Annotated in this window: 29 protein-coding genes; 25 read left to right on the top strand and 4 right to left on the bottom strand. The window is 31.5% G+C overall.

What is annotated here, in order from left to right; genetic code table 11:
- The first annotated feature begins 119 nt into the window (after nt 1–119).
- Nucleotides 120–1,241: a hypothetical protein gene (locus tag IX290_RS05990; protein ID WP_211492304.1), complete on the top strand. Its 1,122-nt coding sequence runs from the start codon at nt 120–122 to the stop codon at nt 1,239–1,241.
- Between the two features lie 53 nt (nt 1,242–1,294).
- Here the strand turns inward: IX290_RS05990 and IX290_RS05985 are convergent, their stop codons facing one another.
- On the bottom strand, nt 1,295–1,948 hold the full coding sequence (locus IX290_RS05985; protein ID WP_211492303.1) for a hypothetical protein: 654 nt from the start codon (nt 1,946–1,948) through the stop codon (nt 1,295–1,297).
- A 283-nt stretch (nt 1,949–2,231) separates the two neighbouring features.
- Here IX290_RS05985 and tnpB point away from each other — a divergent pair, with 283 nt between their 5' ends.
- Nucleotides 2,232–3,371 carry an IS200/IS605 family element RNA-guided endonuclease TnpB gene (gene tnpB / locus IX290_RS05980; protein ID WP_211492302.1) on the top strand — a complete coding sequence of 380 codons (1,140 nt, stop codon included), beginning with the start codon at nt 2,232–2,234 and terminating at the stop codon, nt 3,369–3,371.
- Nucleotides 3,372–3,461: 90 nt separating this feature from the next.
- On the opposite strand, the gene IX290_RS05975 is transcribed toward tnpB, so the two are convergent.
- The gene (locus IX290_RS05975; RefSeq protein ID WP_211492301.1) at nt 3,462–3,629 is read right to left on the bottom strand and encodes a hypothetical protein; all 168 of its coding nucleotides are present in this window, start codon (nt 3,627–3,629) and stop codon (nt 3,462–3,464) included.
- Between the two features lie 335 nt (nt 3,630–3,964).
- Here IX290_RS05975 and IX290_RS05965 point away from each other — a divergent pair, with 335 nt between their 5' ends.
- From IX290_RS05965 to IX290_RS05920, 10 genes are all read left to right on the top strand, one after another.
- Nucleotides 3,965–4,891 carry a mechanosensitive ion channel domain-containing protein gene (locus tag IX290_RS05965; RefSeq protein WP_211492300.1) on the top strand — a complete coding sequence of 309 codons (927 nt, stop codon included), beginning with the start codon at nt 3,965–3,967 and terminating at the stop codon, nt 4,889–4,891.
- Nucleotides 4,888–5,400 (top strand): O-acetyl-ADP-ribose deacetylase, encoded by a 513-nt coding sequence (locus tag IX290_RS05960; protein ID WP_211492299.1) that lies wholly within the window; start codon nt 4,888–4,890, stop codon nt 5,398–5,400. The genes IX290_RS05965 and IX290_RS05960 overlap by 4 nt, the downstream gene beginning before the upstream one ends.
- Before the next feature lie 202 nt (nt 5,401–5,602).
- Nucleotides 5,603–6,157: a hypothetical protein gene (locus IX290_RS05955; RefSeq protein WP_211492298.1), complete on the top strand. Its 555-nt coding sequence runs from the start codon at nt 5,603–5,605 to the stop codon at nt 6,155–6,157.
- Between the two features lie 9 nt (nt 6,158–6,166).
- Entirely contained in the window at nt 6,167–6,361 is a 195-nt protein-coding gene (locus IX290_RS05950) for a hypothetical protein (RefSeq protein ID WP_211492297.1), read from the top strand.
- Between the two features lie 31 nt (nt 6,362–6,392).
- A complete protein-coding gene (locus tag IX290_RS05945; protein ID WP_211492296.1) occupies nt 6,393–6,707 on the top strand; it encodes an arsenic metallochaperone ArsD family protein in 315 nt (104 codons plus the stop codon).
- A gap of 83 nt (nt 6,708–6,790) precedes the next feature.
- Nucleotides 6,791–7,201, top strand: a complete 411-nt coding sequence (locus IX290_RS05940; RefSeq protein ID WP_211492295.1) for a TerB family tellurite resistance protein — start codon at nt 6,791–6,793, stop codon at nt 7,199–7,201.
- A gap of 46 nt (nt 7,202–7,247) precedes the next feature.
- Nucleotides 7,248–7,523, top strand: coding sequence for a YkgJ family cysteine cluster protein (locus IX290_RS05935; RefSeq protein WP_211492294.1), 276 nt, complete (start codon nt 7,248–7,250; stop codon nt 7,521–7,523).
- Nucleotides 7,496–9,091, top strand: coding sequence for a hypothetical protein (locus tag IX290_RS05930; RefSeq protein ID WP_211492293.1), 1,596 nt, complete (start codon nt 7,496–7,498; stop codon nt 9,089–9,091). The genes IX290_RS05935 and IX290_RS05930 overlap by 28 nt, the downstream gene beginning before the upstream one ends.
- A gap of 24 nt (nt 9,092–9,115) precedes the next feature.
- The gene (locus tag IX290_RS05925; RefSeq protein ID WP_211492292.1) at nt 9,116–10,099 is read left to right on the top strand and encodes a hypothetical protein; all 984 of its coding nucleotides are present in this window, start codon (nt 9,116–9,118) and stop codon (nt 10,097–10,099) included.
- A 19-nt stretch (nt 10,100–10,118) separates the two neighbouring features.
- Nucleotides 10,119–11,327, top strand: coding sequence for a hypothetical protein (locus IX290_RS05920; RefSeq protein ID WP_211492291.1), 1,209 nt, complete (start codon nt 10,119–10,121; stop codon nt 11,325–11,327).
- Nucleotides 11,328–11,404: 77 nt separating this feature from the next.
- Here IX290_RS05920 and IX290_RS05915 read toward each other — a convergent pair whose 3' ends face one another.
- A complete protein-coding gene (locus IX290_RS05915) occupies nt 11,405–12,094 on the bottom strand; it encodes a FadR/GntR family transcriptional regulator (RefSeq protein WP_249168869.1) in 690 nt (229 codons plus the stop codon).
- 244 nt (nt 12,095–12,338) lie between these two features.
- Here IX290_RS05915 and dctP point away from each other — a divergent pair, with 244 nt between their 5' ends.
- The 10 genes from dctP (at nt 12,339) to IX290_RS05865 (ending at nt 22,867) form a co-directional block, all read left to right on the top strand.
- A complete protein-coding gene (dctP, locus tag IX290_RS05910; protein ID WP_211492290.1) occupies nt 12,339–13,358 on the top strand; it encodes a TRAP transporter substrate-binding protein DctP in 1,020 nt (339 codons plus the stop codon).
- Between the two features lie 25 nt (nt 13,359–13,383).
- A complete protein-coding gene (locus tag IX290_RS05905; RefSeq protein WP_211492289.1) occupies nt 13,384–13,881 on the top strand; it encodes a TRAP transporter small permease in 498 nt (165 codons plus the stop codon).
- Nucleotides 13,881–15,158, top strand: a complete 1,278-nt coding sequence (locus IX290_RS05900) for a TRAP transporter large permease (RefSeq protein ID WP_211492288.1) — start codon at nt 13,881–13,883, stop codon at nt 15,156–15,158. The genes IX290_RS05905 and IX290_RS05900 overlap by 1 nt, the downstream gene beginning before the upstream one ends.
- A gap of 21 nt (nt 15,159–15,179) precedes the next feature.
- Nucleotides 15,180–15,983, top strand: coding sequence for a 5-deoxy-glucuronate isomerase (locus IX290_RS05895; protein ID WP_211492287.1), 804 nt, complete (start codon nt 15,180–15,182; stop codon nt 15,981–15,983).
- Between the two features lie 16 nt (nt 15,984–15,999).
- Nucleotides 16,000–16,764 (top strand): SDR family oxidoreductase, encoded by a 765-nt coding sequence (locus IX290_RS05890; protein WP_211492286.1) that lies wholly within the window; start codon nt 16,000–16,002, stop codon nt 16,762–16,764.
- An 18-nt stretch (nt 16,765–16,782) separates the two neighbouring features.
- The gene (locus IX290_RS05885; protein WP_211492285.1) at nt 16,783–17,733 is read left to right on the top strand and encodes a C-terminal binding protein; all 951 of its coding nucleotides are present in this window, start codon (nt 16,783–16,785) and stop codon (nt 17,731–17,733) included.
- Nucleotides 17,734–17,743: 10 nt separating this feature from the next.
- Nucleotides 17,744–18,709 carry a bifunctional 4-hydroxy-2-oxoglutarate aldolase/2-dehydro-3-deoxy-phosphogluconate aldolase gene (gene eda, locus IX290_RS05880; protein ID WP_211492284.1) on the top strand — a complete coding sequence of 322 codons (966 nt, stop codon included), beginning with the start codon at nt 17,744–17,746 and terminating at the stop codon, nt 18,707–18,709.
- A gap of 14 nt (nt 18,710–18,723) precedes the next feature.
- Nucleotides 18,724–19,752, top strand: a complete 1,029-nt coding sequence (locus tag IX290_RS05875; RefSeq protein ID WP_211492283.1) for a sugar kinase — start codon at nt 18,724–18,726, stop codon at nt 19,750–19,752.
- A gap of 64 nt (nt 19,753–19,816) precedes the next feature.
- Nucleotides 19,817–21,544 carry a dihydroxy-acid dehydratase gene (gene ilvD / locus IX290_RS05870; protein WP_211492282.1) on the top strand — a complete coding sequence of 576 codons (1,728 nt, stop codon included), beginning with the start codon at nt 19,817–19,819 and terminating at the stop codon, nt 21,542–21,544.
- Between the two features lie 399 nt (nt 21,545–21,943).
- The gene (locus IX290_RS05865) at nt 21,944–22,867 is read left to right on the top strand and encodes a carbon-nitrogen hydrolase family protein (RefSeq protein WP_211492281.1); all 924 of its coding nucleotides are present in this window, start codon (nt 21,944–21,946) and stop codon (nt 22,865–22,867) included.
- A gap of 39 nt (nt 22,868–22,906) precedes the next feature.
- On the opposite strand, the gene IX290_RS05860 is transcribed toward IX290_RS05865, so the two are convergent.
- Complete coding sequence (locus tag IX290_RS05860; protein ID WP_211492280.1) at nt 22,907–23,680, bottom strand: IclR family transcriptional regulator; 774 nt, start codon at nt 23,678–23,680, stop codon at nt 22,907–22,909.
- Nucleotides 23,681–23,921: 241 nt separating this feature from the next.
- Between IX290_RS05860 and IX290_RS05855 the strand changes: the two genes are divergently transcribed.
- From IX290_RS05855 to gltS, 3 genes are read left to right on the top strand one after another with little or no spacing between them, the layout of a single operon-like run.
- A complete protein-coding gene (locus IX290_RS05855) occupies nt 23,922–24,464 on the top strand; it encodes a HutD family protein (RefSeq protein WP_211492279.1) in 543 nt (180 codons plus the stop codon).
- A 16-nt stretch (nt 24,465–24,480) separates the two neighbouring features.
- The gene (hutG, locus tag IX290_RS05850) at nt 24,481–25,374 is read left to right on the top strand and encodes a formimidoylglutamase (protein WP_211492278.1); all 894 of its coding nucleotides are present in this window, start codon (nt 24,481–24,483) and stop codon (nt 25,372–25,374) included.
- Between the two features lie 29 nt (nt 25,375–25,403).
- Nucleotides 25,404–26,627: a sodium/glutamate symporter gene (gene gltS, locus IX290_RS05845; protein ID WP_211492277.1), complete on the top strand. Its 1,224-nt coding sequence runs from the start codon at nt 25,404–25,406 to the stop codon at nt 26,625–26,627.
- Nucleotides 26,628–26,652 lie beyond the last annotated feature (25 nt).

The following is a 26,652-nucleotide window of genomic DNA, read 5'->3' as shown; positions in this document are numbered from 1 at the left end:
TTTGTAATAAGAAAATTTGGATTTTTGCAATTTGTATCTTATAATAAAATTATAAAATACAACATGACTAAAAATTAGAATTTATGGCAAGTACAAATTCTTAACAAGGGGGAGAAAATATGAAAAAAATTATAATGGTATTTGTTTTATGCTTTACATTTTTGATGCTTGGTTGTAAAGCCAGTGCTGAAGAGATTGAAGATAAAATAATGAATATGGAAGTAGGAAATGGCAGTGAAACAGTTGCTCAAAGAGTAGATACATTAGCTCATATGGCACTGTTTATGAATGATAATATAAATATGAAGAGTTATTTAAGTGAAACTGATTTGGACAGTTCATTTGGAGAGATTTTAACTGATTTAGCTTATAAGGGGAGAGAACTGGATTCATCTACCTACAAATATCTTACAGGTATAATTGATATAATGGGGTTGGAAGGAGAAATTTATTATGAGCCTTTCTCAATTTCAAATACAATGTATACTAAAAAGAAAACTTTTACCAGAAAAGATGATTTTCAAACTATTTTTAGAATTACTTATGATTCACCAAATGAATATATATCTATTGATATTCCTTATGCAGATTATGGGAATGGAAAGATTGATATCAATCCTTATAAAGCTGTGGTTACAGTTAAAAATGGAGGAAGATCAAAAGTTATCAATGTGGAAACTCAGGAGGCACAATTTTATTATCTTATTGTGAAGGCTATAGAGGATATATATTATTATGAATATGAGATGGGAGAAAGTAGTGATAATTCAGTTCTTGAAGTTGGCTTTGATGCATTTCCAAACGTCACAGATGAGAAGATTTTAAATCAGAGTATTGAAAAAGAGATTGATTCATATAGTGATAAAGATTTAAAAAAACTATCTGGTGATTATTATATAAGATACACATCTTTTGATAAGAATGATAAACTTTTAGGAGAGAAGTATGTATATTTTATCTCTTTTGGAAAAGGCGATTATACATATAGAGTTTCATGCTCAAGAGATGGGATTCTTTCACTTAATGTTTATGCAGGATCAGGAGGATTTCTTTATTACACAATTCCAAATTTAGAATACCCTTATGATATTCTTACTGAGAGTATGGAAACAGGAGAGCAGACTCTGTTGAACTTTTCTAATCTTAGCTCAGTAGATGAGGAAAACTTAAAAAATATCGAAGAGATATTGATACTTCTTAAAAGAATTCCAAAAGAAACATCTATTAATTTAGGAATATAATACTAATGATACAATGAAAGAGACAGCTGCAAATTGCAACTGCCTTTTTTTATTTATTTCATTATTGCTTTTTTTATAATTCTAAATTCAGTAAGTAAATCCCTATGCTCTATCTCTTTTGCATCCTGTTTATTTATTTTGAAAAAGAACTGCATAAGAGGACCTACAAGGAGTGAAGATGCTACTGTACCAATACCTACTGTTCCTCCTAAAAAATATCCAAGTGCTAAGGCACAAAGTTCTATTACAGTTTTAATTTTCCATAATTGATGATTTGTTCTTTTAGTTAAAACCACCATCAGCCCATCTCTTGGACCACAACCAAGACCAGTTGCCATGTAATAGTAACATCCATAGCTAAATACAATAATTCCAATTATAAAGATAATAACTTGTTTGAGAATAACATCTCCATCTGGAATTATATTGAGTGCCATGATAATATCAATAAAAATTCCTACAGCTATAACATTTATAATTGTTCCAATACCAATTGGCTGCTTTAGAAAAAGTGAGAGTATTATTACAATAGCTCCAACTAAAATATTAGCCTGACCTAAGGTAATTCCTAAGGTTTTATTAAGCCCCTGATTTAATACGTCCCAAGGGGATAGTCCTAAATTAGACTTAAGAATAATTACAACTCCCAATGCACAGAAGAAAAGTCCAATCATTAGTTTTGAATATCTTATAACCTCTTTTTTCATAAATAACCTCTTTTTTTAAATGTGTTAAGACTTATTATACCATATTATTTTAATTAGTTGGAGAGAAACTGTTTTTATTTTGTAAAAAAAATAAATGTAAAAAAAATAAAAAAACAGTACCATTATAATGTAATTTGAGTTATAATATTCCTTGCTTATTACAGATTTAACCTAATGGGCAAGAAGTCGCCTATCTCTGTAGGTGGTGCGATGAATTACATTATTGTTTTATATAAAATATGATATAATATAAGTGTAAATAATTTTGAAGGAGGTAGGAGTAATGAAACAACTAAAAGCATATAAATTTAGAATTTATCCAAGCGATGAACAAAAGATATTTTTTAGTAAAACTTTTGGTTGTGTTCGTCTTGTCTATAATCTTATGCTAAATGATAGAATTAAAGCATATGAAGAAAGCAAAGGTAATCCTGATAAAAAAATAAAATATCCTACTCCTGCAAAATATAAAAAAGAATATGAATTTCTAAAAGAAGTTGATAGTCTTGCTCTTGCTAATGCTCAAATGAATTTAGATAAAGCATATAAAAGTTTCTTTAGAGATAAATCTATTGGTTTTCCTAAATTTAAGTCTAAAAAAAATCCTGTACAAAGCTATACGACTAATAATCAAAATGGAACTGTAAATATTTTTGAAAATTGGTTAAAACTTCCAAAATTAAAAGAATTAATAAAAGTAAAAGTGCATAGAGAAATAAAAGGCAAAGTAAAATCTGCTACTATTTCACGCAATGGAAGTGGAAAATATTTTATCTCTCTTTTGTGTGAAACAGATATACAAGAGTTATCAAAAAATAATTCAGCTGTAGGAATTGACTTAGGTATAAAAGATATGGCTATTTTATCTACTGGAGAGAAAATACAAAATCTTAAATTTAGAAAACAATTAGAAGATAAATTAAGAAAAGAACAGAGAAAACTTTCAAGAAGAGCTTTATTAGCCAAAAAAGAAAATAGAAAATTAAGCGAAGCAAAGAACTATCAAAAGCAAAGAATTAAAGTAGCAAAGATACATGAAAAAATTATGAATATGAGAATAGATTTCTTAAATAAGTTAAGTACATATATTATCAAAAACCACGATATTATTTGTATTGAAGACTTAAATACAAAAGGATTACTTAATAATCATAAATTAGCAAAATCTATTGCTGATGTATCTTGGGCTAGTTTTGTAAATAAACTTGAGTATAAAGCTAAATGGTATGGTAGAGAGATAATAAAAATTGATAGACTATACCCGTCAAGTCAAATATGCTGCGTATGTGGACATCGTGATGGCAAGAAAACTCTTGATATAAGAGAGTGGACTTGTCCAATTTGTCATACTCATCACGATAGAGATATAAATGCAAGTAAAAATATATTGGCTGAAGGTCTAAGAATAAGACAGGCAGTCTAAAAATAAAAAGAACCGTAGGGACTACGGGGATAGCTTGGTAAATATAGTTGGCTAACAAAAGCAACTATTTCCCAAGAAGAAGCACCCACTTCAAAAATTACAAAGTACTTTTAAGTGGGAGAGGTTCACTGTTCCAACTCCTGGAAGAGAAAATGATGATGTTTTAGATGATAAAGCTGATGTTAAAGTTACTACAAAAGAGACATTAAAAGAAGATGCTGTAGAGATAATAGAAGCTTTAGGTGGAGAAGAAAACATTGAAGAGGTAGATGCTTGTATTACAAGACTTCGTGTTTCTGTAAAATCAACTGAAAAAGTAAATAAAGATGTATTTAAGAAAATAGGTGCTACTGATGTACTTGAAATCAGTGGAGGAATTCAGGCAATCTATGGTGCTAAAGCTATCCTTTATAAAAATATAATTGTAGATATTTTAGGACTTGATGATTAGTAAAAAATTTAACAAAATATTAAAACTTGAGGCTATGCAGAGAAATCTGCATGGCCTTTTATTATATCTGCTACTCATTGACTGAGCATATAAAATGTGGTAGGCTTTTTATAAGGAATAAAATATTCTAGGGGGAAATATTATGGGAGATTATGCTTCAATTATATATTTGAAAACAGTCTTGGAAAAGTGGTCAAAAGAGGTAATTGATTTCATACCAAATATATTTATACTCTTTATAGTTCTTATAGTGGCAAAATTTGGTACTATGTTTATATGTAAACTGTTTAGATGCTTTTTTAAGAAAAGATTTCCAAAGTATATTCAATTTCAGAATATGTTTATGTATATAATTTTAACGGTATTCTGGATGTTTATAGTTTTGCTTATTCTAGATGTATTAAAGCTTACTGGATTTGTAACTCATATTCTTGCTGGAGCTGGAATCATAGGTGTAATTGGTGGTTTTGCTCTAAAAGATGTGGTATCCAATGCCTTTGCAGGTTTTTTAATTAGGATGCAAAGACCTTTTGTATATGGAGATTGGGTCAATATTAGTGGATATGAGGGGACAGTTGAATATCAGGGAATAATAATGACAGGCCTTAAGACTATCCAGGGAGAGATGGCATATATCCCCAACCAGACAATACTTAATAGTTCTTATCTCAACTATAGTAAATTTGGTACAGTGATGGTAATTGTTCAGATAGGAATATCATATGGAGATTATCTGAAAAAAGTTGAAGAGGTAGCACTTAAAACTGTAAGAGCCCTGCCTATGACTATAAGACAGGATGAAGCAGACTTCTATTTTATAAATATTGGAGGTTCTACCTATAATTTCCAAGTGAGATTCTGGATAAATTATGGTGGAAGAAATGACTATTTAAGAGCAACTAACGAGGCTATTCAGGCACTTAAACTGGCTTTTGAAAAAGAGGGAATAATGGTAGCTTACAACGTTCTTACTCTTGATTTCGGTGGAAAAGGTGGAGTTAATCTTTATGAAAAACCCATTACTTTTATTGAAAAAAACGATGTAGATAATAAGGGGAGTGTAAAATGAATATAACAGTTGTAAAAGGGGATATTACTAAATTTGATGTAGATGCTATAGTTAATGCAGCAAATAACAGCTTGCTAGGTGGTGGCGGAGTGGATGGAGCAATTCATCGTGCTGCTGGACCAGATCTATTAAAAGAGTGCTATACACTCCATGGAGCAAAAACAGGAGAAGCTAAGATTACAAAGGGATATAACCTTCCTGCTAAACATGTAATTCATACTGTGGGACCAATATGGCATGGGGGTAAAAATGGAGAGCCTGAAAAGTTAAAAGAGTGCTATTATAACTCATTAAAACTTGCCTATGATAACAATCTTCACTCTATTGCTTTTCCATCTATTTCAACAGGAGCTTATGGTTATCCAGTGGAGAAGGCGGCAGAAGTTGCCATAACAACTATTTTAGATTTTGTTAAAGAATATAGTGACTATTCATTTGATATAAAAATTGTAGCTTTTGACGATTATACAAAAGGGGTATATGAAGGAGCTTTACGTAAACATATTTAAAAATATAGTATTTTAGTAAGATAACTCACAGGGTAAAATCTGTGAGTTTTTTATATTTTTTATAATGACAATATGTGTCACTATAAAATGATAGAATATAATTGAAAATAAAAAAGGTATTAAATTATAGAGATACCAGTTAAATAAAAGGTTGTTAGGATAATGAGTGCGGAATAAAAATATTAATAAGGAGGTAAATGTTATGGATGGTAGAAACGACAATGCCAGAAATATTAATTACAAATGTATCATAAGACATAGTGATGGCACTGAAGAAGAGTTATCAGAAAATTTAACTTATGAAGAGCTTATGGATTTTTTAAAAAATTATGAAGGGGAAAATGTAAGAGTAAATATTGAAGGTTCAACTTCAGAGTGCTCACAAGAAGATAGCCAAAGAGATGAGGAAAGTGCAGAACAATCTCATGAGTATATTGATGAAGAAACAGATGAAGCTTCAGAGGATGAATATGATGATTGGGACGAAGCTGAGAGATGCCCTATGTGTGGATCAACTGACATAGATGAATTAGAAAGAGGAAAGGTCATAGGAAGTGTTACAGGTGGAGCATTGGGATTTACTAGAAAAGGAGTTATAAGATCTTTTTTTCCAAATATTGTGGCACATGGTGTAGGTGGAGTTATAGGTTATGCAGTAGGATATGCAGCAGGAAAAGTATTGGATAAGAAAGTTTTAAATAATAGAAAATGTGCTCATTCTGGGTATGAGTGGCATGAAGATGAGGATATATTTTAGGAGGAAAAAATGAAAAGTTGCAGACTTGATCTTTTTGTAAATAACTCTGAGAAATGTCCTGTATGCGGTTCTAAGTTTGTAGAAAAAATAGCTGAGGACTCACTTGTGCCAGATAAAGAGAATAGAAGATCCAAAATTTGTGGACATAAATGCAACAGCCTTTTTTTAGAAAGGATTTTTTTAATTTATGGGGTATACTTTTAATAGTAGGGTATAGTCAAAAGGGGGATTATCTATGAAAAAAATATCTATATTTGAACCACCATTATCAAATGCAACAGGTGGTTGTGGAGTAATTGTAAATCCTGAGCTTTTAAGAATTACAGGAATTATCTCTGCACTTAGAAATAAAGGAATTGAAGCTGAACGTTATAACTATGTAATTGATTTTAAAAAGTTTGAAGAAAATAGCATAGTAAAAGATTTTATTGAAAAAAATGGAGTTGAAAAACTGCCACTTGTTTTAGTTGAGGATAAAATTGTAAAAGCAGGAGGATATCCTACCAAAGAGGAGATTTTAGAGTGGCTGGGAGTATCAGAAGAGTTTTAGAAATGTCAAAATATGGCACTGTAAAAACAGTATAATAAAGAAAGGTTATTATAAAACTATGTAAAATTTGAGGAGGGAATATTATGTTATTAAAACAACTATCTAACAAAGATAAGGAGTATTTTTGGATACTTACTAACTACTTAATGATGGCAGATGGAAAAATTGCAGATGAAGAGATTGCAATAATGAAAGAATATGCAGAAGAGATGGAATATGAAAAGAAGATAGAAAAGGTATCAAAGGAAGAGGTGGAAAAAGTTGTAGAAAACTTAAAATCACACTCACCTAGAGAAAAAAGAATAATCTATTTTGAACTTCTAGCTCTTGCATTCTCAGATTTGGTTTTTGCTGATGAAGAAAAGATGTTTTTAGATGAAGTTGGAGAAAAATTTGGTATCTCAGAAAATGAAAGAAATGAAATGATAGATATAGTTAATGGATTGACAATTTTATACAGAGATATATATCAATTTATAAACAAAAATAATTAGATAAAATAGAAAACAGCAGAAGAAACAGTGTAATTTGGTGATAATAATGAAAAAGAAATTTAAGTGTATCCAGTGTGGGATATGCTGTAGAAACATTCATCTTATACCAGAACTCAAAGATTTTGATTTAGGAGATGGAGTGTGTAAGTATCTGAATACAGAAACCAATCTTTGCAGGATATATAATCATAGACCAGAAATATGTAATGCAGAAAAAAGCTTTGATAATCACTACAACAAACTCTATTCAGAAGAGGAATATCTGGAAATGAATTATAAGGGGTGTCAGCTATTATGGAAAAGAAAAAAGATAATAAAATAATCAATACTACAACAACTGGGCTGAGCCAAAATGAGATAATTCAGACCTATGGTGAAGCAAATAGCCAGTATATCCAGGCATATAAAGGGATTAGAGTGGATAAGTATGGAGATGCTAAAGAGTATGCTGGAAGAAGCTTGAAAGAGATAAGTGAGTATAAAGTAAATCCTGATTATAAAGATGCTAACCTAAAGCAGCAGGCAGGATTTAGTGCTGAAGAGATTCAAGTTGCAAGAAAAAATCAGCAAAATATAATAAAAGGTGATGAAACAAGGGTTTCTACTACTGATGGATTGGGAGATACAAATAATACTCAGTATGACCATGTGACACTGGATAAAACTGGAAATGTCATTGAGGGCTCTGGAACTCAGATGAAATTTTTAAAGGTAAAAGTGGATCCTAAAACAGGTGAAAAATCCTATAATGTCATAGATAAATTAGCTAATGATAAGAGATGGGATAGATATGATACAGATATAACCATACCTAAAGAGGACTATGAGGGAGCTAAGGCTTATGCTCAGAAGAAATATGAAAGTAATATGGAACTTTCTAAAAAAGCTGCAGAGAAAGGGAATACTGAAGCAGCAGCTAAATACAAAAGAAGAGCAGAGGATTATAAAAAAGCTGGAGAGAGAGTAAAACCTTCAGAAGTTACTCAGGAAGAGGCAATGGATGCAAGATTAAATCCTGAAACTTTTACAGCAAAAAAAGTATTAAAAGGTGCTCATGAAGCTGGTAAAGTTGCTGCTAAGTCCACATTTGTAGTAGCTGGTGCAATATCAGTGGGACAGAATTTATATGCAGTTTTTAGTGGAGAAAAGGATTGTGTAGAGGCTACAAAAGATGTCATGGTGACAACTGGAAAAGCTGTGGCAACAGGGTATGTAGCAGGAGCTGCAGGAAGTACAATAAAATCTCTTATGCACACCTCTTCAAGTGCGATAGTGAGAAGACTGGGAACAACTACAACACCTGGAATGATAGTCACTGGGGCTATAGAGATTGGAGAAAGTCTGACAAAATATGCTAAAGGAGATATAGATACAACTGAACTTTTTGAAGAGTTGGGAGAAAAGGGAGTTGGAATGATGGCAGCTGGATATAGCGGTGCCAGTGGAGCTATGATAGGTGCAACTATTGGTAGTGTTGTTCCAGGAGTGGGAACTGTAATTGGAGGCGTAGTTGGAGGATTTATTGGAACTATGCTTGGGTATAACATAAGTGGAGTTATTTATAAGCAGGCTATGAATACAATTCATAGGGAAAAAATAGCAGAAGAGAGACGTAGGATGATTGAAAAAATAGCAGAGGAAGCTATTAGAGAGAATGAAAGATATAAGAAGATGTTTATAGAGTTTTCTAAAAATCAATTAGCAACAAGACAGTGTCAGATAGAGCACTTTTTAAGTGAGGTAAATGAGGGGATTTTTAATAACGATATGGACAGATTTATATCTTCTATAAATACTATGGGAGCTGCCTTTGGTTATGACCTACAATTTAAAAATATGGAAGAATTTGATGAGTTTATGTTAGATGAAGATAGTGTTTTAGAGTTATAAATATGTTAAAAGGAGGAAGTTAATATGCCAATACCATTTATAATAGGAGGAGCAGCACTGCTTGCTGGATTAGCAGGAGCTAAAAAAGGGATAGATGGAGTGAGAGACTCTAATAGAGCAGATGAGATTCAAGATGAAGCAGAAGATATACTTTATGATGCACAAAATAAAATGAATAAGGCAAGAAACAATACAAGTGAGCAGATTAAAGAGCTTGGTAGAGAAAAAATTGAAGCTTCTGCAAATGAGTTAAAGAGCTTTGTAAATAGTTATCAAAAGATAAAAAATATAAATTTATCAGAAAGTAAAGGTATTGATGATATTGATGGACTGAAAGCTCCAACAGATGGTGCGTTACAAGAGATGCATGAGGTTTCTATTGAAGCTACAGATGTATTGGGGAGTGGAGCTGCAGGAATTGGAGCAGGAGCTTTACTTGGCTGGGGAACTTATGGAGGAGTAATGGCACTTGGAACTGCAAGTACTGGAACAGCTATAGCAGGACTTTCAGGAGCCGCAGCTACAAATGCTACACTTGCCTGGTTAGGTGGAGGAGCTATTGCAGCTGGTGGAGGTGGAATAGCCTTAGGAACAGCAGTTTTAGGTGGAATAATAGCAGGACCTGCACTTTTAATTGCTGGAGGAATTTTTGGTTCTAAAGCTAAAGAGAAACTTCACAATGCACAGGCAAATAGAGCAAAAGCCAGACAGGTACAATCAGAGATTGAGAAGGGAATTGTGGAATTAAATTACATAAAAGCTACTGCAGAGCAGATAAAAAGATTACTTGAAGAAGTAAGAGTTAGAAGTTCTTTTTTCAATGCTAAGATGGTTGCACTTACATTTAGAAAGACAGATTGGAGAACATATACTCAGGAAGAAAAAAATACTGTTGCATGTGCTGTAAAAATGATTCAATTATTGAAGGTAATATTGGATACTCCACTTCTTACAAAGGATGGAATATTAACAGCAGAGGCAAAAGAATTAGCACAGAGAGAAATCTAATAGTTAGAGGTGGAATTGTATGAAAAAATATTTTGAAAATGGAGATTGGGAAGAATTTGATATTGTAAATGGTGTAAAAAAGGGAAAGGCAGTTTACCACTATTCAGAAGATGATTCTGAAGACAGAGATAGAGAAGAGTATAACTATGTAGATGGTCTAATAGAGGGAGACTCTATGCTACATTTTAAGAAGACAGATGAGAAGTATGAGATAAGAAACTATAAGAATGGAATATTAGATGGTAATGGTATTAGATATTTTGATAAAGATGGAAAATCTTATGAATCAAGAATATATAAAAATGGAGTTTTAGATGGTGATGCCACATATTTTGGTGAAGATGGTAGCTATCAGACATATACTTATGTAGAGGGTAAAAAACAGGGAAAAGCTATTATACATTTTGATGAAAAAAGTGAAGAACGAGTAGAGGCAAAGTATATAGATGATGTACTTCAAGGGGAAGCTATCCATTATGTTAATGACAATGAGTTTGAAATTTTTAGATATGTAGATGGAGAAATCCAAGGAAAATATATATATTATTATGATAAAAAAGAAAATATATATGAAGTTGGTACTTACATAGATGGTGAAAGAGAAGGGGAGTTTGCATATTGCGAGCCAGGTTCAAAATTTTGCAGAATTGGAACTTATGAAAAAGGTGAGCTAAATGGCAACGCTGTTGATATTTATGACGTTGATGTATTCTATGAATTTGATGGAATTCTAGAGACTCCTGAGCTAAGAGTTAGAAAATGGCTAGGAATGCCATATGAATTAAGTGAAGAAGATAGAGAAGAGATGCAAAGAAGAGAATTTAATTGTGATGTGGAAAAGATAAAAAAGAGATGTCAGATATCAAATAATTTGGAAATGTTTAATTATGTAGATGGAGAAGCCCAAGGAAGAGCAATCTACTATATCAATAAAAGCAGTGGAGAATATGAAATACGAAACTATGTAGATGATATGGTTCAAGGAGAGGCTACAATATATTATGATAATACTGGAAATGTCTATGAAATTGTTAACTATGTAGATGGAGAAAAGAATGGAGAATCAATCTGTTTCTACGATGAGAAAAATAGTATTGTAGAGGTAAGAAATTATATAAATAATCAACTTCAGGGAGAAGGAAAACTATATGTTAAAGGAAAACTTATAAAAATAAGATTCTATAAGGATGGAGAACTTGAAGGAGAAACAGATGTATCAGTAGGATAAAATCAAGAAAAATAAAAAAGAGAAAGATTTACAAATCTTTCTCTTTATTTTTTGTAGAAAACTGCAGATAAAGATACCTATATATTTTCTATTATTTTTTTTATTCCCAACCTATTGGTATGAAGATGCACAATCATTGCAGTTTTTGCACCTAAATAATCACCTTTTATAATTGCTTCTGTGATAGCACGATGTTCCTTAATTGTATCTTTTTGATAAATATTCTTTGTCACATCTATTGTCAATAGAATAGAAGAGTTTATAATAGGTACCAGATTCTCGACGACTTTATTTCCACTGCATTTTGCAATACAACTATGAAATAAAATATCCTCCTTACTGTAGTCTTTATTTTCTTGAATCAAATTTTCAATAATCGTACATTGATTTAAAAGTTCTTCTTTTTGCTTCTTAGTACCATTAATAGCAGCTAAACTTGCTATTTCTGGTTCTAAAATCAAACGAATATTAAGAAGATCAAAAGCAAGATTTTTTGTATCGTTCATAAAAGTTATACCTAATGGATCATGTGGAATTCCATTTTTTGATGATACAAATGTTCCAGCTCCTTGTTTAACTGTTAGTATATTTCTAGATACTAGTGCTTTTATTGCTTCACGGACAGTAGTTCTACTAACATTTAAAAGTTTTGCTAATTCATATTCATTTTTTAATTTTTCTCCAGGTTTCATGTCATTCTCTTTGATTAAATTAATAATTTTATTTTCAACTGATGTAGTAAGAAGTTGTGATTTATTAGTTTTCAATGAAATCAACCTTCCTTTCCTTTTTTCTTTTTTGCATAGTATTCATAATAAAATAATGACATATTTGATAACAAAAGTCAAGATAAATCATCATACAATTAAAAAGAAATAAAAAAAATAAAATTATAAAAATGTATAATATTTAGATATTTTAATTTATTTATTGACAAACTAGAATAAAAAATATATTATATAGCTATAAAGTCATCATACAACTTTTAAAAAATGTTTAAGGAGGAAAAATATGAATTTAAAAAAATTATTTGCTATGGGTGCAATTCTTTTATCTGTTGGAATTTTATCAGGATGTGGGGACAAAGAAGCTTCTAGTGGTGATTCTAATAAGCCAATAGAGTTTAAATTATCACTGGTAGATCCAGAATCTTCGAATTTTGCCAAGGGAGCAAATAAAATTGCGAGTGAAGTTGATGCAGCAACAAATGGAAAAATAAAAATTGAAGTATATGCTGGGGGATCACTTGGTGGAGAAAGAGATACAGTTGAATTAGCAATGGGAAATAACTTAGATATAGCAACTTGTGCAAATTCTGTTTTAACAAACTTTATTCCAGAAATGGGAATATTAGACCAAGCTTATTTGTGGGCTAATGCAGATGAAGCACATGCAGCAGTAGATGGTAAAGTAGGGGACTTAATTAAAAGAGAAGCATTAAAACATGGATTACATGTTATTGGTTTTATGGAATCTGGTTTTAGAAATACTTTTTCAACTAAGCCTATAAAAAATATGGATGATTTTAAAGGTGTTACAATTAGAACAATGGAAAATAAATATCACCAAGCTGCTTTTGAATCATTTGGGGCAATGCCAATAGCGATGTCTTATAACGATGTTTTTACAGCATTACAGCAAGGGACTATCGACGCGGCAGAAAATGCAACAGCTAACTGTTTGGCATCTGGATATTATGAAGTAACTAAAAATATTACTAATACACAACATGCTTTCGTATATATTGTTTTATGTATGTCAGATGCAGCATGGAATAAAATACCTGAAGATTTACAAAAACCATTTTTAGAAGCTGTTCAAAGAGGTGTAAATGCTCAAAGACAATATTTGGTTGAAGCTAATGAAGAAGCAACAAAAGAATTAAAAGAAAAAGGTGTTCAATTTTATGATATAGATATACCAACACTTCAAGCTGCATATAAAGAAAAAGCAAAAGAAAAAGGTTTTACATTTGATAAAGAATGGGAACAAGCAGTTGAAGATACTCTTAAAGAGTTTAAAAATAAGTAATGAATTAATTCATAGAGGGGGTTAAATGAAAAACATACAAAGAACTCTGCAAAAGACAGAAAATTTTATTATGGTTATTTCGTTTTCAATAATGGTATTAGCTTGTTTTATACAAGTTGTAAATAGAAATATATTTAAAATACCAGTTTCTGGATTTGAAGAGGCAGCTAAATATTCAATGATTTATATGGTTTTACTAGGAACTGAACTTGGGTTAAGAGATGGAACACAAATTGCAGTAACTGGTGCTGTGGATAAATTAAAAGGAAAAACTAGAAAAATTGTAGTAATTATTTCAAAATTATTAGTAATTGGTTTTTCTTCGGCGATTTTTTATCAGTCAATACTATTAGTTCAGCAACAAATACGTTCTGGACAGAAATCACCAGGGTTACAAATACCTATGACTATACCTTATTTTGCACTTGTGCTAAGTTTTGGAATTATAACAATAGTTCAATTGATAAATTTGATTTTAATATGTAAGAGTAGTAATTCAAATAAAGAAGAGGTGAAAGAGTAATGACTGGATTAATACTATTTGGAGCTTTTGCCGTTTTTCTTCTTATTGGTGTTCCTATTGCTATGGCATTAGGAATAGCGAGTATGGCAACTATTTTATTTAGCCCAACAATTCATTTATCAACAAATGTTATAGCACAAAGAATTTTTGGTGGATTAGATTCAACTTCTATCATGGCAATAGCATTTTTCGTTCTTGCTGGGAATATAATGACCAAAGGTGGTATTTCGAGAAGACTTGTAGAATTTGCAAACTCTATAGTTGGTGGATTCAGAGGCGGAATGGCGTTAGCCCTAGTTCTCGCATGTGCGTTTTTCGCAGCGTTATCAGGTTCTGCACCAGCAACTGTTGTTGCTATAGGAGTAATGCTTTATCCTGATATGGTTAGATTAGGATATCCAAAAGATAGAACAGCTGGATTGTTAGTTGTATCAGGTGGTTTGGGACCGATAATTCCACCAAGCATTATTATGGTTGTTTATGCAACTATTACAGGGGCATCGGTTGGTGATTTGTTTAAATCAGGAATGGCTATTGGTATAACTATTATGCTTGTTTTAATGATTGTTGTACTTATATTTGCACATAAAGAAAAGTGGCCTAAAAATAATGTAAAAATGACTTCTAAGGAATTTTTTACAAGTTTCTTTAAAACAATTCCAGCTTTAATGTTGCCGATTATAATTTTAGGAGGAATATATTCTGGAATACTTACTCCAACAGAATCTTCAGCTATAGCAGTAGTTTGGTCATTAATAGCAGGTATCTTTATTTATAAAGAAGTAAAAATAAGTGATTTATATAAAATATTTTTAGATTCTGCAAAAGGATCTGCGATGATTTTATTTATAATTGCAACTTCAACAGCTTTTGCATGGTTATTTGCATTTGCTGGTATTTCAAAAGATTTAGTAAATTTTGTTATTGGATTAGATTTAAGTCCAACATTATTCTGTATTGTTGTAGCTTTAATATTATTAGCTTTTGGAGTATTCCTTGAAGGAATAGCAACTTGTGTATTGATGGTTCCTGTATTGTGGCCTATTGCAAAAGCCATGGGAATAGATCCAATTCATTTTGGAATGATTGTATCTATTTCAAATGTAATTGGAACTATGACACCACCAGTTGCAGTTAATATTTTTTCAGCAGCCAGTGTTACAAAATTGAAAATGGGAGAAATTGTAAAAGGGCAAATGGCTTTTTTCATTGGCTATTTATTTGTATTTGTTTTAGTAGTCATATTCCCTATATTTAGTACATTTTTATTAAAATAAAGATTGATAAGGAGTTGTAAAATGAAAAATTCTAACCAAGAAAGAATGGAAACTTGGAAAGTAAATTCTCCTGAAGAGTACGGTTTTCATGAAGTAATTATACCTGAAAATAGTGATTGTAAGGTAGCAAATATATTTAGATTGAATTTGAAAAAAGGAGATAATTATATTTTAAATTCAAATAAATTAGAATTACACGCTGTATTGATTGAAGGAGAAGCAGTATTAAGCGAACATGCTAGTTTAAAAAATAAAATGAATAAATTTGATTCCTTTTATATACCCTCAAAAGATAAAATCAAAATTACTGCAATTGAGGACTCAATATTTTATATAGCAGGTGCATTATGTGAAGGAATAGGAAAACCTATTTTTAGAAAATTTGATTCTAGTCTGCCAATAGGTGATATTCATCAGATACACGGAGAGGGAGTTGGAAGAAGAGAAGTTATGTTTACATTAGCTCCTTCAGATAAAGCAAGTAGATTGATTTGTGGTTTGACTTGGGGTGGAAATGGTGCTTGGACAAGTTGGCCACCTCATCAACATGAAAAAGATTTAGAAGAGGTATATTGCTATTTTGATATGCCAGCCCCTAAATTTGGTTTGCATATTAGTTATTTAAAGAGTGGACAAGTAGATGAAATTGTAAGTCATGTGGTTCAATCAGGAACAATGGTGCAAGCGCCATGTGGTTATCATCCAACTGTTGCGAGTCCTGGAACAAGGAATACGTATCTTTGGGTACTAGCAGCATTTGTGCCAGAAGGAAGAAGTTATGATTTAGCGATTATGGATCCAAATTATATTGAAAGTAAAAAATAAAAATGAAGGTGGGAAAATGAAAATGTTTGATTTAACAGGGCGTAAAGCTATAGTTACTGGAGCAGCTCAAGGATTGAGCAGAGGAATGGCTGAAGGATTAATGGAAGCTGGAGCAGAAGTTTGTATTTTAGATATTAATCCAAATGTTTTAAATGTTGCTGAAGAATATAAAAAACAAGGTTATAAATGTCATGGAGTTATTGTAAATTTAGGAAATGTAGATGAAAGGAAAAAAGCATTTTCAGCAGCAGTAGCAGCTTTAGGAGATCATTTAGATATTCTTGTTAATAGTGCAGGAGTTCAACGTAGATATAAAAGTGAAGAATTTCCATTAGAAGATTGGGAATTTGTATTAAATATAAATTTAACTGCAGTGTTTAGTTTGTGCCAAATGGCAGCAAATCAATTTTTTAAACAAAATTCAAAAGGGAAGATAATAAATGTTGCATCAATGTTATCTTTCTTTGGAGGATATACAGTGCCTGCTTATGCAGCTTCAAAAGGTGGAGTAGCTCAGATTACTAAGGCTTTTTGTAATGAATGGGCAAGTAAAGGAATAAATGTTAATGCAGTTGCCCCAGGATATATGGATACAGAGATGAATACAGCATTAACTAATCCAGATAATCCAAGATTTAAAGAAATAACAAATCGTATTCCAGCAAATAGATGGGGAAAACCAGAAGATATGAAAGGCCCAGTAGTGTTCTTAGCTTCAGATGCATCAGATTACTTAAATGGAGCAATTATTCCAGTTGATGGTGGATATTTAGTAAAATAGGATAGAGGAGAAAAGGAAATGAAAGTTATAATAACTGATTGTGATCATGCAAACATAAATATTGAAAAGGAAATTTTAGAAAAAGCAGGACTTACTTATGAATTAAAACAATGTAAGACTGAAGAGGATTTAATTGAACAATGTAAGGATGGAGACATATTTATAAATCAATATGCTCCAATAACAAGACATGTGATGGAATCACTTCCAAACTTAAAATTAGTTGTTCGTTATGGAGTCGGAGTTAATAACGTGGATGTTAAAGCAGCTACAGAATTAGGAGTGCAAGTATGTAATGTTCCTGATTATGGAATGAATGAAGTTGCGGATCAAGCGATAGCTATGATGATGGCATTAGTACGTAAAGTAGTACTTATGAATGAATATACTAAAACTCAAAAATGGGATTATATAAAATCTATCCCTATAAGACGTAATAGTACTCAAATAGTTGGAGTTGTAGGATTAGGTCGTATTGGAAGAAATTTTGCTCAAAAGGCACATGCTTTAGGATTTATAGTAAAAGGATATGATCCATACTATAAAAAAGATGAAAATATAAGTTTTATAGATGTTGTTACATTAGATGAAATCATAGAAACTTCAGATATTATATCTATTCATTGCCCATTAGAAGGAAATAAAGATTTATTTAATGCTGAAACATTTAAACGTATGAAGAAAAATGCTTATCTAATCAATGTATCACGTGGTGGAATAATAAACGAAAATGATTTAGATGAAGCTTTGGAAAAAGGAGAAATTTCAGGAGCAGCTTTAGATTGTGTAGAACATGAGCCTATGAATCCAGATTCTAAATTGTTTAGACATAGTAATTTACTTGTTTCTCCACACATGGGATGGTATTCAGAAGAAGCTGCATCTGAATTAAAAAGAAAAGTCGCAGAAGAATCAGTGAGATTTGCTAATAATGAAAATGTGCATTATCCTGTAAATAAATTAAAATAAAGGAGAAAAAATGGAAAATATATTAAAAAAAATATCTGAAATAGGTATAGTTCCAGTTGTAACTATAGAAAATATAGAAGATACTTTGCCCATTGCAAAAGCACTTTATGATGGAGGAATACCATGTGCAGAAGTAACTTTTCGAAATGAAAATTGTCTTGAAGCAATAAAAATAATAAAAGAGACTTATAAAGATATGCTATTAGGTGCAGGAACTGTATCTGACATAGCACAGGTAGAAAATGCTTTAAGTGCAGGAGCGGAATTTATAGTTACTCCTGGGTTTAATGAAGAAGTTGTTTCATATTGTGTTAATAACAATATTTTGATTATCCCTGGTTGTTCAAATCCAAGTGATTTAGAAAAAGCACAGAAATATGGATTAAATATAGTTAAAATTTTTCCAGCAGAAAGCATAGGAGGAATCAAACTAATTAAATCATTATCAGCTCCGTATAATAAAATGAAATTTATGCCAACTGGTGGTATAAATGAGGAGAATCTAAGAGAATATTTAAAATTTGATAAGATTATTGCCTGTGGTGGAAGCTGGATGGTTCCTAAAGATATTATAAAAACAAAAGATTTCAAACAAATAGAACATTTAGTAAAAAAAGCAATAAATAAGATGCTTAATTTTGAATTGGCACATATAGGAATCAATTCTAAAGATAGTAAAGATGCAGAGAGTATAGTTACTTTATTTGAAGAAATATTTGGTTTTGAAAAAGCTGCAAATCCAAATTCAATTTTTGCTGGAAGCTATATTGAGGCAATGAGAAATCCATATTTGGGAACTAATGGTCATATTGGTATTTTTACATCTGATATTGTTAGAGCAGTAGCTTATTTAAAAAGACTTGGTGTTACATTTAATGAAGAAAGTGCTAAATATGATGCTGCTGGAAGATTAGGTGCTATTTATTTACAAAAAGAGATAGGAAAATTTGCTGTACATTTAGTACAAAAAAAATAGATGGAGGACTATAAATGATTGAAATTATGACTCTTGGAGAGATAATGCTTAGATTATCTCCCCCTGGACATCAAAGATTTATTCAGGCTTCACAATTTGATGTGACATATGGAGGAAGTGAAGCTAACATTGCAGCATGCTTAGCATCTTTTGGACATAAAACAGGATATATTACTAAATTGCCTTGTAATGCAATAGCAGATTGTGTTGTAGCTAGTTTAAGAAAATCAAATGTTGATTGTTCAACAATTGTACGTGGTGGAAAAAGACTAGGGACATATTTTTTAGAAAATGGAGTGTCTGTAAGACCTTCAAATGTTGTTTATGATAGAGCAGATTCTGCAATGGCTGAATCAAAACCAGAAGATTTTGATTTTGAAGAAAGTTTAAGAGGAATAAAATGGTTCCACACTTCAGGTATTACTCCTGTTATAGGAAAAGAAACGGTAGAAGTTGTAAAAAAAGCAATGCAAGTTGCTAAAAAAAATGGTGCTATTGTTTCATTTGATTTAAACTATAGAGGAAAATTATGGACAAGCGATATTGCTAATAAACAAAAAATGATTTCAGAGCTTATGGAATATGTTGATATATGCTTTGGAAACGCTAGAGATGCTGCGTTGGTATTAGGTTATAAGGATGGAGATAAAGATTTTATTAATGGAGACTATTCAATTTGTGTAAATGAAGAGAATATGCAAAAGGTGATAAAAAAATATAATTTCAAATATTTAGTAAGTTCTTTGAGAAATAGCATTTCAGCATCTGATAATGAATATAGCGCAGTAGTATCAACAGATTCTGATTATTATGTTGGCAAGAATTATATGGTTCATATTGTGGATAGAGTTGGTAGCGGAGATGCTTTTGCATCAGGTTTTATTCACGGTATAATTACAGGTATGACTAAAGAAGATGCTTTGAATTTCGCAATATCATCAGCTGTTATAAAACATACAATACCAGGTGATTTTAATTATACATCAGTAGAAGAAGTTGCAAAATTAGCAAATGGAGATTCAAGTGGAAGAGTTCAGAGATAAATAGTAGCATATAAAAACTTCATTATCGATTCTGATGATGAAGTTTTTTTATAGGAGGATTATTATGTTAATTAGTCAAAAAATAAGAAAGATAGCACCGGAAATGGATTCCTTAAGACTTGGAACAGGATGGGAAGATACTGATTTAACAAAGCCTCAAATTCTAATAGAGAGCACATATGGTGATAGCCATCCTGGAAGTGTGCATTTAAATAAATTAGTTAAATCTGCAGAAATTGGAATTTCAGATGGTGGAGGAAAAGGGGCTAAATATTATGTAACTGACATTTGTGATGGACAGGCTCAAGGACATAATGGAATGAATTATTCTTTAGTTTCAAGAGAATGTATTGCAGATATGATAGAGATTCAAGCTATGGCAACTCCTTTTGATGGTGCAGTATTTATAGCTAGCTGTGATAAGGGGTTACCGGGAAATATAAAAGCATTAGCAAGATTAAATATTCCTTCAATACTAATACCAGGTGGAATAATGAATGCAGGAAAAAATATGTTAACTTTAGAACAAATAGGAATGTACAGTGCTAAATTGAAGAGAGGGGAAATAACAGAAAAAGAATTTAAGCTTTTTCAAAAAAATGCTTGTCCATCATGTGGTGCATGCTCGTTTTTAGGAACTGCTGCAAGTATGCAAATAATGGCTGAAGCCTTAGGGTTAACATTACCAGGAACTGCACTTATATCAGCTAATTCAGAAAAACTAAAAGAAAAAACTTATGAAAGTGGAAAGCAGGTTTTAGAATTAGTAAAAAGAAATATTAAACCAAGTGACATCTTAACTGAAAAAGCATTTGAAAATGCAATTATTGTACATGCAGCAATTGCAGGTTCTTCAAATGTATTATTACATCTTCCGGCAATAGCTCACGAATTAGGAATTAATCTTAGTGCTGATACATTTGATTCAATCCATAGAAAAATTCCATATATTTTAAATATTAGACCTAGTGGTAAGTATCCAGGAGAATATTTACAGTATGCTGGTGGGGTTCCACAAATTATGGAAGAATTAAAAGAATTTTTAAACTTAGATGAACTGACAGTAACTGGAAAGACACTTGGTGAAAATCTGGAAGAATTAAAAAGAATAGGATATTATGAAGAATGTGAAAAAAAAATAAAAAGCCTTGGATTGAATAAAACAGATATAATAAAAAATAAAAATAATCCAATTCAAAAGAATGGATCACTAGCTATTTTGAAAGGAAACATTGCTCCTGATGGAGCAGTTGTAAAACATGCAGCTTTGCCTGAAAAAATGAAATCTAGTATTATATTATCAGCTAAAACCTTTGATTGCGAAGAGGAGGCAATAGATGCAATTTTAACCAAAAGAATTAAACCAGGAGATGCTGTAATAATTCGTTATGAAGGGCCAAAAGGAAGCGGAATGCCAGAAATGTTTTATACGACAGAGGCTATTGCATCTGATTTAGAACTATGTGATTCTATAGCTTTATTAACAGATGGTCGTTTTTCAGGTGCAACTAGAGGGCCTGCAATAGGCCACATATCTCCTGAAGCTATGAGTGGAGGACCAATTGCTTTGATAAACGATGATGATTTAATAGAAATTAATATAGAAAAAAGAGAAATAAATGTTGTTGGTATAAAAGGAAAAAAAGTAGCTAAAGAAGAAATTTCTAAAATATTTGATGAGAGACATAAAAAATGGCAAAAACCGGAGAATAAGTTTAAGCGTGGTCCTCTTGCAATTTATACTCGATTTGCTGTATCACCAATGAAAGGGGCATATATAGAGGTTAAATAATAAGATATAATAAAATAATTAGTTCAATAATTAAAAAAAATCTTGAAAGCTGACTAAGATAGTGCTACAATAAAGTTGTCTAATTTCAATTTTAATTATATAAACGGGGGAAAGAGGATTGTAAAGATCCTTTTTCTTTTATAAAAAAACTATAAAAAAACACTTGTATTTTTTAAAAAGATGTGTTATAGTTAACCCACATAATAATTTTGTTTACTTCTTAAAAAAGAGGGCAGTTAGACAGTTCTCTTTTTTAATTTCATACAGAGGTTTATGCCATACTAAACCTTAAAAGAGCTCCCGCACTGGGCTCTTTTTTTTATGTAAAAAATCCTTCTGAATATGCTATAATGAACCTAGGGCAAAAAGTGGATTATGAAATTTGGAGGTATACTTATTATGAGAAATTTAAAAGAAAATTGCCGTATAGCAGTTGTTCAGGCAGCACCTGTTATGTTTGATAAAGATGCCTGTATAGATAAAGCTATTAAAATAGTAGAAAAAGCTTCCGAAGAAAAACCTGAAATAATTGTTTTCCCAGAGCTTTTTGTACCAGGATATCCATATGGAATGAATTTTGGATTTACTGTAGGTAGCAGAAATGAAGGTGGACGTAAAGATTGGAGTATATACTATAATAATTCAATAGTTGTTCCTTCAGAAGACACTGATAAACTTGCAATGGCAGCTAAAAAATACAATATGTTTGTAAGCATTGGAGTGTCAGAAAGAGACGAGTTAACAGGAACTTTATACAACTCTAATCTTATTTTTTCTCCTGAAGGAAAGCTTGAATCTGTACATAGAAAACTGAAACCTACTGGAAGTGAAAGAGTGGTTTGGGGAGATGCAAACAAAGGATACTTCCCTGTTGTAGATACACCATGGGGACCGGTAGGAAGTCTTATCTGTTGGGAAAGTTATATGCCTTTAGCAAGAGTTGCACTATATGAAAAAGGAATAACACTGTATATTTCACCAAATACAAATGACAATCCTGAGTGGCAGGATACGATAAAACATATTGCACTTGAAGGAAAATGCTATTTTATCAACTGTGATATGTATTTTACAAAGGATATGTATCCAAAAGGGCTTCATGAACAGGAGCAAATTGATAAGCTATCTGATATAGTGTGCAGGGGAGGAAGCTGTATAGTTGATCCATTTGGACATTATGTTACACAGCCTGTATGGGATAAAGAGGAGATAATCTATGCAGACCTTGATATGAATAAGGTATATACAAGTAAAATGGAACTTGATGTGTGTGGTCACTATGCAAGACCAGATGTTTTAAAATTAATAGTTGAAGATAAATAGCAAAAAAGAATTGGGGCGACCCAATTCTTTTTGTTTTTATTATAATTTGCTTTTTAAGGCTCTCAGTTCATTTTGAATGTAATGAGAGATCCCAAGTAGGTCCTCCTTCATAGAAAGTTGCATACTCTCGTTAAAACGTGTACTAGGACCTGAGATAGTGAGTCCATATAGAAGTTTGCCATTGTCATCTAAAATAGGAACTGCTACTGCAGTAACACCTTCAGTTACTTCAGAATGGGAAATACAGCATCTTTCTTCTTTAATCTTTTCAAGATCTTCTAAAAGTTTTTTCTTTCCAAGATTTTCATTGATGATAATACTATGTTTTCTAAAAAATTCTTTTTTAAATTCATCACTTTGAAAAGCCAGGAGTGTTTTTCCTGTTGCTCCAATATGCAAAGGAACAGTATAACCTGACTCTACATCTTCTGACAGTATTTGAGTGCTTTTTATCATATTAATCCATACTCCGATTTTATCAACAATAGTTGTCAGGATAATATTTTCATTATATTTTTTGCTAAGTTTCTCCATTTCAGCTGAAATAATCTCTTTTAAATCGAAATTATGTCTTACCCCAATAGATGCTTTTAAAATACTTGTTGTAAGTTTATATTTGCTATTTTCAGTGTTTTGAGCAATCCATCCAACATGCTCAAGGGTTTTTAATACTCTAAAAATTGTAGTTTTATGTATTCCTAACTGCTTACTTATTTCTGAAACTCCCAACTCTTTTTCCTGTAATTTTGAAAAGAGTTCAATAATTTCAATAGCTCTGCAGATAGAATTGATATATTGTGGTTCTTTTTTCATTTTACCCCCTCTCATACCCGCCTCTACCTAGATTATAGAGATTTTTTATCAATAAGTCAATTTGATTATTTGTATATTGAATATGTATTTTTTTAATGTGAAAAGTTTTAAAATAGAATAAAAATTTCCGAAATAATAAAAAAGAGTATTGACAAAACAATAGAAACATTGTAAAATTGTTTCATATAGAGAAACACGTTTCGAAGTTGTGAACAAGATAAAAGGGAACAGGGGGACAAAAATGTTTAAAATACTTGGAGAAAAAGAGAGAGTAGTAAGTAAATGGAGTGGTGGAGTTACTAATCAACTTTACATATATCCGGAAAATGGAGATTATGGAAAAAGAGATTTTAAATTTAGAATAAGTATAGCTACTACTGAGATAGAAGAATCTACATTTACGAAGTTGGAAAATGTAAATAGAGTTATTTCTATTTTAGAAGGTAAAATGGAGCTTGAACATGTAGGTCATCACAATAAAACGTTAAATAGATATGAAATAGATAGATTTAAAGGTGACTGGGAAACTCATTCTAAAGGAAAAGTTACAGATTTTAATCTTATGATAAAAAATGGAGATGGAGATTTTTTCTTTAAAGAGGTAGATAAAAAAGGGAATATACTTTTTTCAGATAAAGATGCATTTGGATTTGTTTTCTGTATAGATGGTAATCTTAAAATAGATGACCAGGAAATAAAAAAAGGTGAAATTCTCATAACAGATAATAAGGAAATAGCAGCTACAGGTAATGGAAAAATATTTTATGGATATATAGAAAAATAGAGATGGAGGGTAAAAAATGAAAGAATTATGGAATGGTAGATTTGACAGTAATGAAGAGGTAGACTTAAGAATATGGCAGGTAATTAAAGAATTTTCTAAAGAAAATGCAAAGGGACCTGGATTATGTTTTGTTGGATATAACACAGATGATGGAGTAGTAAGAAATCTGGGAAGAAAAGGAGCAGAGGGTGGATCAGATGCCATAAGAAAGGCTATGCAATCTTTTCCAATTGTTGAAGGACTGGCTCTTTATGACTATAAGAATTTAAAATCAAAAGTTTTAGAGGAAGCTCAAGATGAGTACTCAGCTAAAATAGCAGATGTTATTTCAAAGGGAATATTCCCAATTGGACTTGGAGGAGGACATGATATAGCTTATGGTTCTTATAGAGGTGTAAGAAAAGCATATCCAGATAAGAAAATAGGGCTTATCAACTTTGATACACACTTAGATATCAGACCATATGACAATGGACCATCTTCTGGAACATCGTTTAAACAGATATTAGACAGTGATGAAAATGCAGTATACAGCATTATAGGATATAAAAAACAGGGAAACACAAAAAGACTTTTAGAAACAGCAAATAAATATAATACATTGATTTTAGATGAGGAATATGAGGAAAGCTATATTATAGAAAATATTAAAAAATTTATAGCTGGTGTAGATGTAGTATATATCACATTCTGTATGGACGTATTTGATGCACCATATGCACCAGGAGTATCAGCACCTACTATTATGGGTCTTGATCCTAAGAAAGGAAAGAGAATCCTAAGAGAAATAATGAAGAGTGGAAAGGTAGTATGTGTTGACTTTGCAGAAGTAAACCCTGTTTATGACATGGACAGTAGAACTGCAAAACTTGCAGGGGCACTTATCTATGACATAATGTTAAATATGTAATAGAATAGGGCAAATTTAAAGGAGGACATATGAATTTTAGTTTTGATGAATTAGGGGCATTATTCAGTTTTGGCATGGTAGGGACTATTGCAATTGGATTAATTTCATTGTATGTAGGACAAAAGTTAAAGGAAAAATTAACTTTTCTTGATCGTTTTGGTATTCCAGCAGCGGTGTTAGGAGGGATATTATTTGCAACATTCCATCTTATTATTAGAGTGGCTGGTATTGGAAGCATCTCTTATGATACGACTTTCCAAACACCGTTTATGGTTGTATTCTTTACAACTATTGGGTTGGGTTCATCTATTGAAGGTCTGAAAAAAGGTGGAAAACTTTTAATAGTTTTCTGGCTTCTAAGTGGATTTATGACATTTATGCAGACAGTAATTGGAGTTAGCTTAGCTAAAGTAACAGGAATTAATCCTTTGCTTGGAGTAATGGCTGGATCTGTTTCAATGTCAGGAGGGCATGGATCTGCAGGAGCTTTTGGACAGACTATTGAAGAATTAGGAGTTCATGGTGGATTAACAGTGGCTCTTTCTGCTGCTACTTTTGGACTGATAGCAGGAGGACTTTTAGGATCTCCACTTGCTATACATTTAATTAAAAAATTCAACTTAAAACCTAAAGATGTTGTAAATAAAGATGAAGTTGAAAAGAAAGCAACAACTCATCATCAGGAAATAACACTTCAATCTATGATGAGTCATGTTACAATGCTTGCAGTGGTAATGACAATAGGTATTTCTGTAAGTAGTTTCCTTAAAGGAAAATTTGGAATAGCACTTCCATCATATGTTGGAGCGATGTTCTGTGCAATAATATTTAATAACTTAAACATTAAATTTAAATGGATGCAGCTAGATAGAAATCTTTTAAATATTATTGGTGAAACTTCACTTAATATATTCTTGTCAATGGCACTTATCTCACTTAAATTATGGGAACTTGCAGCACTTGCAGTACCTTTATTGATAATCTTAGGAACTCAAGTATTATTCATGTGGGCATATACAAGATTTATAGTATTTAAAGCTATGGGTAGTGACTACGATGCTGCTGTAATGGTTTCAGGAATGTGTGGATCAGGACTGGGAGCTACAACAAATGCAATGATTAACATGGGAGAAGTAAGCAATAAATATGGATACACAGTTAACCCATATCTTATTGTTCCACTTACAGGGGCATTCTTAATAGATATGTTCCAGATGCCAGTTATTTTAACTGCAATAAATATGTTTAAATAAAATTAAAAAATAGGGCTTGAGAAAG

The sequence above is a fragment of the Fusobacterium sp. DD2 genome, from assembly GCF_018205345.1.
GTDB lineage: Bacteria > Fusobacteriota > Fusobacteriia > Fusobacteriales > Fusobacteriaceae > Fusobacterium_A.
Note: the sequence above shows the minus strand (reverse complement) of the source record. Positions and strands in the feature narration are given on the sequence as shown.